At 71.2% G+C, this 8,516-nt stretch carries 6 protein-coding genes and 1 pseudogene; 6 read left to right on the forward strand and 1 reads right to left on the reverse strand.

Translation table 11 applies throughout. The features are described from left to right. The 3 genes and pseudogenes from ACXJKL_RS08575 to ACXJKL_RS08585 form a co-directional block, all read left to right on the forward strand. A pseudogene (locus ACXJKL_RS08575) lies at positions 1-215 on the forward strand (protein translocase subunit SecF); the annotation flags it as partial. Beyond that, the gene (locus ACXJKL_RS08580) at positions 212-754 is read left to right on the forward strand and encodes an adenine phosphoribosyltransferase (RefSeq protein ID WP_457206642.1); all 543 of its coding nucleotides are present in this window, start codon (positions 212-214) and stop codon (positions 752-754) included. The pseudogene ACXJKL_RS08575 and the gene ACXJKL_RS08580, both read left to right, overlap by 4 nt. 119 nt (positions 755-873) lie before the next feature. Continuing rightward, positions 874-3,102: a RelA/SpoT family protein gene (locus tag ACXJKL_RS08585; protein ID WP_457206647.1), complete on the forward strand. Its 2,229-nt coding sequence runs from the start codon at positions 874-876 to the stop codon at positions 3,100-3,102. 122 nt (positions 3,103-3,224) lie between these two features. Here the strand turns inward: ACXJKL_RS08585 and ACXJKL_RS08590 are convergent, their stop codons facing one another. Next, the gene (locus tag ACXJKL_RS08590; RefSeq protein ID WP_457206643.1) at positions 3,225-4,490 is read right to left on the reverse strand and encodes a DUF349 domain-containing protein; all 1,266 of its coding nucleotides are present in this window, start codon (positions 4,488-4,490) and stop codon (positions 3,225-3,227) included. A gap of 89 nt (positions 4,491-4,579) precedes the next feature. Here ACXJKL_RS08590 and ACXJKL_RS08595 point away from each other — a divergent pair, with 89 nt between their 5' ends. Genes ACXJKL_RS08595 through aspS form a run of 3 tightly spaced genes read left to right on the forward strand, consistent with a single transcriptional unit; the run spans position 4,580 to position 8,482 of the window. Next, the gene (locus ACXJKL_RS08595) at positions 4,580-5,284 is read left to right on the forward strand and encodes an MBL fold metallo-hydrolase (protein WP_457206644.1); all 705 of its coding nucleotides are present in this window, start codon (positions 4,580-4,582) and stop codon (positions 5,282-5,284) included. A gap of 19 nt (positions 5,285-5,303) precedes the next feature. Continuing rightward, positions 5,304-6,707 carry a histidine--tRNA ligase gene (hisS, locus tag ACXJKL_RS08600; RefSeq protein WP_457206645.1) on the forward strand — a complete coding sequence of 468 codons (1,404 nt, stop codon included), beginning with the start codon at positions 5,304-5,306 and terminating at the stop codon, positions 6,705-6,707. Next, positions 6,704-8,482 carry an aspartate--tRNA ligase gene (aspS, locus tag ACXJKL_RS08605; RefSeq protein ID WP_457206646.1) on the forward strand — a complete coding sequence of 593 codons (1,779 nt, stop codon included), beginning with the start codon at positions 6,704-6,706 and terminating at the stop codon, positions 8,480-8,482. Before hisS ends, aspS begins: the two co-directional genes overlap by 4 nt. Positions 8,483-8,516: the final 34 nt, after the last annotated feature.

Raw genomic sequence — 8,516 nt, forward strand, 5'->3', positions numbered from 1 at the left:
CCGCCGACCGCGACGCCACGCCGCCGCCGGACCCGCGCGACGTCGACCCCGACGGCGTCGTACGACGTCGTCCGGTGACGGCTCCGCCACGGCGCCAGGAGGCCTCCGGCAAGGGGCGGGTCGCTCCGCCGGCCCACGGACCGGTCAAGCAGAGCGCGTCCTCAGGGCGCGTGCAGCCCACGCGACAGTCCCGCTCCAAGCGCGGCAAGAAGTGAGCAGCGAGGCCCGGGCGCACCTCGACCGGCTGATCATCGACGTCCCCGACTACCCGGAGCCGGGGGTGGTGTTCAAGGACATCACCCCGCTGCTGGCCGACCACGAGGCCTTCGGGTCCGTCGTGGGGGCGCTGGCCGCGGCCGGACGGGACGCCTCGGGCGTCGGCGTCGTGGACAAGGTGGTCGGCATGGAGGCCCGCGGCTTCATCCTGGCCGCGCCGGTCGCCCTGGAGCTCGGCGCGGGGTTCGTGCCGGTACGCAAGGCGGGCAAGCTGCCGCGCGAGACGCACGCCGTCTCCTACTCCCTCGAGTACGGCGAGGCGACCCTCGAGCTGCACCGCGACGCCATCGCTCCCGGCGACCGGGTCCTGCTCGTCGACGACGTGCTCGCCACCGGGGGCACGGTGGCGGCGACGCGAGCGCTCGTGGAGCGGTGCGGCGGGACGTGCGTCGGCGTGGCGGTGCTGATGGAGCTGAGCTTCCTGACGGGCCGCGACGGGGTCGGTGGGCTGCCCCTCACCGCCCTGATGACCGTCTGACCTCGGCAGTCCGGCCCCCGCCGCGCGAGGGTCGTCACTAGACTGGGCGAATGGCCGAGGAGATCACGACACCGGTACCGCGCGAGCGGTCCGCGGACGTGCCCGTCTCGGCCCGCAGCATGCGGTCGCGACTGGCCCGGATCGGGGCGAAGGCGCCGACCGGCAACCCCGTGCTCGAGCCCCTCCTCCGGGCCGTGCGGACCAACCATCCCAAGGCCGATCTCGCCCTGCTGGAGCGCGCCTACGGGGTCGCGGAGCAGATGCACGGCTCGCAGATGCGCAAGAGCGGCGACCCCTACATCACCCACCCGCTGGCGGTCACCACGATCCTGGCCGACATCGGCATGACCGAGCCGACCCTGGTGGCGGCACTGCTGCACGACACGGTCGAGGACACGCCGTACACGCTGGAGCAGCTGCGCAAGGACTTCGGCGACGAGGTGGCCGTCCTCGTCGACGGCGTGACCAAGCTCGACAAGGTGCAGTACGGCGACTCCGCGCAGGCCGAGACCATCCGCAAGATGATCGTCGCGATGTCACGCGACATCCGGGTGCTGGTCATCAAGCTCGCCGACCGGCTTCACAACATGCGCACGCTGCGCTACCTCAAGGCCGAGACGCAGGAGCGCAAGGCCCGCGAGACGCTCGACATCTACGCCCCGCTGGCCCACCGGCTCGGCATGAACACCCTCAAGTGGGAGCTCGAGGACCTCGCCTTCGCGACCCTGCACCCCAAGATGTACGACGAGATCGTGCGGCTCGTCGCGGAGCGGGCACCCTCGCGCGACCAGTTCCTCGCCGAGGTGATCGCCGGCGTCGAGTCCGACCTGCGCGACGCGAAGATCAAGGCCAAGGTCACCGGACGCCCGAAGCACTACTACTCGATCTACCAGAAGATGATCGTCGGGGGCCGCGAGTTCTCCGACATCTACGACCTGGTCGGCATCCGGATCCTCGTCGAGGAGGACYGCGACTGCTACTCGGTCCTCGGTGTCCTGCACTCGCGGTGGAACCCGGTCCTGGGGCGCTTCAAGGACTACGTCGCGATGCCGAAGTTCAACATGTACCAGTCGCTGCACACGACGGTCATCGGCCCGCAGGGCAAGCCGGTCGAGCTGCAGATCCGCACCTTCGCCATGCACCGTCGCGCCGAGTACGGCGTCGCGGCGCACTGGAAGTACAAGGAGGACGGCAAGGCCGGCGTCGACACCGACCGGCCGGGCGACCTCGACGACATGTCGTGGCTGCGCCAGCTCATGGACTGGCAGAGCGAGGTCGAGGACCCGGGCGAGTTCCTGGAGTCGCTGCGCTTCGAGATGAACCGCGCCCAGGTCTACGTCTTCACCCCCCGCGGCGACGTGATGCCGCTGCCCGTGGGCTCCACCCCGGTCGACTTCGCGTACGCCGTCCACACCGAGGTCGGCCACCACACCATCGGGGCCCGGGTCAACGGTCGCCTGGTGCCCCTGGAGTCGTCCCTCGACAACGGTGACGTGGTCGAGGTGTTCACCTCCAAGGCGCCCGGCGCCGGCCCGTCGCGCGACTGGCTCAACTTCGTCAAGTCCCCCCGAGCGCGCTCCAAGATCCGCCAGTGGTTCACCAAGGAGCGGCGCGAGGAGGCGATCGAGCGCGGCAAGGAGCAGATCGGGCGGATGATGCGCAAGGAGGGCCTGCCCCTCAAGCGCCTGATGACGCACGAGTCGCTGTCGCTCGTCGCCGTGCACTTCAACCACGCCGACGTGTCCGCGCTGTACGCCGCCGTGGGGGAGGGCAACCTCAGCGCCCAGGCCGTCGTACGCAAGGTCATCGACCTGCACGGCGGCGACGACGGGGCCGCCGAGGACCTCGCCGAGGGTGTCACCATCACCGGCCGCCGGGGCCGCACCAAGCCCACGTCCAGCGACGCCGGAGTCATCGTCAAGGGCGTCGAGGACCTGTGGGTCAAGCTGGCCAAGTGCTGCACCCCCGTCCCGCCGGACCCCATCCTGGGCTTCGTGACCAAGGGCGGTGGCGTCTCGGTCCACCGCAAGGACTGCACCAACGCCGGCAACCTCGAGAGCCAGCCCGAACGGCTGCTCGAGGTCGAGTGGGCGCCCACGTCGCAGTCGACCTTCCTGGTCAACATCCAGGTGGAGGCACTCGACCGCGCCAGGCTGCTGTCCGACATCACCATGGTGCTCTCGGACGCCCACGTGAACATCCTCAGCGCGACCCTCTCCACCACCCGCGACCGGGTGGCCAAGAGCCGCTTCAGCTTCGAGATGGCCGACGCCTCACACCTCGACAGCGTGCTCCGCGCCGTCCGCTCGGTGAACGGCGTCTTCGACGCCTACCGCGTCACGTCCTGACCCCGGCCGACGACGACGCTCCCAGCTGTAACGCGCCGTTACACCTGCTTCTCACCCCACTGGTGGGGAGCGGAGCACGTGTAACAGCGCGTTACAGCGTTACCGCTGGTCCCGGTGGGGACTCAGGCGCCGAACTCCTCCGAGGCCTTGCGGGCCATGTCGAGGAAGGCCTGCTTGCTGGCGAGCTCGGCCTCGAGGTCCTTGGTGCGCTTGGCGTCGCCGGCGGCCTGCGCCTTCTCGAGCTTGGCGCGCGTCTCGGCGATCCCGGACTCGAGCTTGGAGACCATGTCGTCGGCGCGTGCCGACTTCTCCGGGTCCGAGCGCTTCCACTGGTCGTCCTCGACCGAGCGGATGGCCTGCTCGACCTTGCGGATGCGACCCTCGAGGTCCTTCATCCGGTCGCGGGGGACCTTGCCGGCCTCGTCCCACTTGTCGGCGATGTCGCGGAACGCCTTCTTGACGGCCTCGAGGTCCGCGTCCTCGCCGCGCAGGCGCGGCACGAGTGCCTCGGCCTCGACGAGCAGCGCCTCCTTGACCTCGGCGTTGGCGGCGAACTCCTGGTCCAGCTCCGCGTTGGCCGCGTCGCGGGCACCGAAGAACGTGTCCTGTGCTCCCCGGAAGCGCTGCCACAGCTGGTCGTCGACGTCCCGGGGCGCCGGACCGGCGGCCTTCCACTCGCGCATCAGGTCGCGGTAGCGGCCCGCGGTCGGGCCCCAGTCGGTCGACGTGGCCAGGCTCTCCGCCTCGGTCGCGAGCCGCTCCTTGACGACGCGGGCGCCGTCGCGGCGGCCGTGCTCCTCGGCGAAGTGCGCCTTGCGGCGTCGCGTGTACGTCGTCCGCGCGGACGAGAACCGGCGCCACAGGGTGTCGTCGGTGGCCCGGTCGAGGCGGGGGAGCGCCTTCCACTGGTCGAGGAGGTCGCGCAGCCGGTTGGCGCCGTTGCGCCAGTCGTTGCTCTCGGCCAGCTTCTCGGCCTCGGCGACGATCTTGTCCTTCTCCGCGCGTGACTCGGCGCTGCGCTGGGCCTTCTCGGCCCGCCGGGCGTCGCGCTGGATGGCGATCACCGGGCCGGTGGCGTCGAGCCGGGCGGCGAGGCCGTTGAGGTCACCGACGGCGTTGGCGCCGACGACCTGCTCGCGCAGCCCCTTGACGGTGGTGGCCGCCTCCTCGGGGCTCAGCTTGCCCGCGCCGATGCGCTGCTCGAGCAGCTGCACCTCGAAGGCGAGGGCGTCGTACCGGTCGGTGAAGAACTTCAGCGCCTCCTCGGGGGACCCCTCGGGGTACTGCCCCACGGAGCGTTCTCCATCGACGGTCCTGACGAATACGGTGCCGTCCTCGGTGACCCGGCCCCAGTCGGAAGCCTGCGAGGACTGCTTGTCGGCGCTCATGGTCGCCCATCGTAGTCACCCCCCCGACAGGCCTCGGTAGGCTGACTCCTCGCCGCACCCGCCCGACTCACCCTGAGGACTGTTGCCCCGTGTTCATCGCCGGCTTCCCCGCTGGACCCTGGGGCACCAACTGCTACGTCGTGGCCACCGGCGCGGGCAACGAGTGCGTCGTCATCGATCCCGGCAAGGACGCCGCAGCGGGGGTCGCGGAGGTCGTGCGCGAGCACCGCCTCAAGCCGGTGTCGGTCCTGGTGACGCACGGGCACGTCGACCACATGTGGTGCGTGGCTCCCGTCGCCGGCACCTACGACGCCACGGCCTGGATCCACCCCCGCGACCGGCACCTGCTCACCGACCCGATGGCCGGGATGAGCAGGGAGACCACCGCGATGCTGCTCGGCGGCAACCACGAGTGGGCCGAGCCCGACGACGTGCGGGAGCTCTCGGACCTGCAGGAGATCGAGCTCGCCGGGCTCCGGTTCGTCGTCGACCACACCCCGGGCCACACCGAGGGGTCGGTGACCTTCCGGACGCCGTACGGCGAGGCCGACATCAGCGACGTCATGTTCTCCGGTGACCTGCTGTTCGCCGGGTCCATCGGCCGCACCGACCTCCCCGGCGGCGACCACGCCACCATGCTGCGCAGCCTCACCGACAAGGTGCTGCCGCTCGCCGACGACATCGTGGTGCTGCCCGGCCACGGCGAGCAGACGTCCATCGGCCGCGAGCGCGCCACCAACCCCTACCTGCTCGAGCTCCAGCACGGAGACACGCAGGACCCGTCGTTCCAGTAGAGCACCGAGGCCGAGAGACATGAGCAAGCCCACGCCCCTGAGCGGGTTCCCCGAGCTGCTGCCTGCGCAGCGCATCGTCGAGCAGCAGGTCATCGACACCCTGCGGCACACCTTCGAGCTGCACGGCTTCGCCGGCATCGAGACCCGCGCCGTCGAGCCCCTCGACCAGCTGCTGCGCAAGGGGGACACCTCCAAGGAGGTCTACCTCCTGCGCCGCCTGCACGAGGAGTCCGCCGAGGGCCACGCCGGGCTCGGCCTGCACTTCGACCTCACCGTCCCCTTCGCGCGGTACGTCCTGGAGAACGCCGGGAAGCTGGACTTCCCGTTCCGGCGCTACCAGATCCAACGGGCCTGGCGCGGCGAGCGTCCCCAGGAGGGGCGGTTCCGGGAGTTCACCCAGGCCGACATCGACATCGTCGGTCGCGACTCGCTGGCGTTCCACCACGACGTCGAGGTCACCCGCGTGATGGTGGACGCCCTGACCCGCCTGGACTTCCTGCCCGGCTTCAGACTGCAGGTCAACAACCGCAAGCTCATCCAGGGCTTCTACGCGGGTCTCGGCATCAGCCCTGGCGGTGGCGACGGCCAGGGGGACGCCGACGAGGTCATGCGCCTGGTCGACAAGCTCGACAAGCTGCCCGCCGACAAGGTCCGTGACCTCCTGCTGCAGGACGCCGGGCTGTCGGTGGAGAACGCCGACCGCGTGCTCCGGCTGGCCACCATCCGCTCCGACGACCACGGATTCGTCGACGCCGTGCGCGCCCTCGGCGTCGAGCACCCGCTGCTGGACGAGGGCCTGGCCGAGCTGGCCGCACTGGTCCGCGGCTGCGCGGACCTGGTCTCCGACCGCGTGCGGGTCACCGCCGACCTGTCGATCGCCCGCGGGCTCGACTACTACACCGGCACGGTCTTCGAGACGCGCCTCGACGGCTACGAGTCGATGGGCTCCATCTGCTCGGGCGGGCGCTACGACGCGCTGGCCAGCGACGGCCGGACGACGTACCCCGGGGTCGGCATCTCGCTCGGCGTGAGCCGCGTCGTCGTGCCCCTGCTCGCGCGGACCGGCCTGACCGCCACCCGCTCGGTGCCCAGCGCCGTGCTGGTCGCGGTCGTCGACGAGGACTCCCGGCCGGCGAGCGGTGCCGTGGCCGCCGCCCTGCGGCGCCGAGACATCGCCTGCGAGGTCGCGCCGGACGCCGCCAAGTTCGGCAAGCAGATCCGGTACGCCGAGCGCCGCGGCATCCCGTTCGTCTGGTTCGTCCAGGCCGACGGCACCCACCAGGTCAAGGACATCCGCTCCGGCGCCCAGGTGGAGGCCGAGCCCGCCGCCTGGAGCCCGCCGGAGGCGGACCTCCGACCGAGCATCAGCACCCCGCCCGACACCCAGAACGTCACCCCTGTGAACACCGAGGAGAACCCGTGATCCGCACCCATGACGCCGGCGCCCTGCGCGCCGAGCACGTCGGCCAGACCGTCACCCTTGCCGGGTGGGTGGCCCGACGCCGCGACCACGGGGGAGTGGCCTTCCTGGACCTCCGCGAGGCCAGCGGCGTCGTGCAGGTGGTGGTGCGTGACGAGGCCGTCGCGCACGCCCTGCGCAGCGAGTTCTGCATCAAGGTCACCGGCCAGGTCAGCGCCCGCCCGGAGGGCAACGCCAACCCGGCGCTGCCCTCGGGCGACATCGAGGTCATCGCCGACGACCTCGAGGTGCTCAGCGCCGCGGCCCCGCTGCCCTTCCCGATCGACGACCACGTGGACGTGGGGGAGGAGGCGCGCCTCAAGCACCGCTACCTCGACCTGCGCCGCAGCGGCCCCAACGGCGCCCTGCGCCTGCGCTCGAAGATCAACAAGGCGGCGCGCGACGTGCTCGACGCGCACTCGTTCGTCGAGATCGAGACGCCCACGCTGACCCGGTCGACGCCCGAGGGCGCGCGCGACTTCCTGGTGCCCGCGCGCCTGCAGCCGGGCAGCTGGTACGCCCTGCCGCAGAGCCCGCAGCTGTTCAAGCAGCTGCTGATGGTCGCCGGGATGGAGCGCTACTACCAGATCGCGCGCTGCTACCGCGACGAGGACTTCCGCGCCGACCGGCAGCCGGAGTTCACCCAGCTCGACATCGAGATGAGCTTCGTCGACCAGGACGACGTGATCGAGCTGATGGAGGACGTGCTGGCGGCCATGTGGCGCCTCATCGACGTCGAGATCCCCCGGCCGCTGCCCCGGATGACCTACGCGGACGCGATGCGCCGGTTCGGCTCCGACAAGCCCGACCTGCGCATGGGCCTCGAGCTGGTCGAGTGCACCGACTACTTCAAGGACACCCCCTTCCGGGTCTTCCAGGCGCCGTACGTCGGCGCGGTCGTCATGCCGGGCGGCGCGAGCCAGCCCCGCAAGAAGCTCGACGCCTGGCAGGACTGGGCCAAGCAGCGCGGTGCCAAGGGCCTGGCCTACGTCCTGGTCCAGGAGGACGGCGAGCTCACGGGTCCGGTGTCCAAGAACATCACCGACGAGGAGAAGTCCGGACTGGCCGCCCACGTCGGCGCCGAGCCCGGCGACTGCATCTTCTTCGCGGCCGGTCCCGCCAAGTCCAGCCGGGCCCTGCTGGGTGCCGCCCGACTCGAGATCGGCCGTCGCGGCGGGTTGATCGACGAGTCCGCCTTCGCGTTCACCTGGGTCGTCGACGCGCCGATGTTCGAGCCGAGCTCGGACGCGGTCGAGAGTGGCGACGTCGCCGTGGGGGCGGGCGCCTGGACGGCCGTCCACCACGCCTTCACCGGCCCCAAGCCGGAGTTCGCCGACACGTTCGACACCGACCCCGGCAGCGCGCTGGCCTACGCCTACGACATCGTCTGCAACGGCAACGAGCTGGGCGGCGGCTCGATCCGGATCCACCGCGACGACGTGCAGAAGCGGGTCTTCGCGGTCATGGGCCTCACCGAGGAGGAGGCGCAGGAGAAGTTCGGCTTCCTGCTCGACGCCTTCGCGTTCGGCGCGCCCCCGCACGGCGGCATCGCGGTGGGCATGGACCGCATCTGCGCGCTCCTCGCGGGCACCGACTCGATCCGCGACGTCATCGCCTTCCCCAAGTCCGGCGGGGGCTACGACCCCCTGACGGCGGCGCCTGCGGCCATCTCCGCCGCACAGCGCAAGGAGGCCGGTGTGGACGCGAAGCCGGCGGAGGATGTGTCGGCTCCGGAGTGATCCGGGGACGTTTCTGCGGCGGTCCGGACACGAG

The organism is Nocardioides sp. P5_C9_2, from assembly GCF_054049555.1.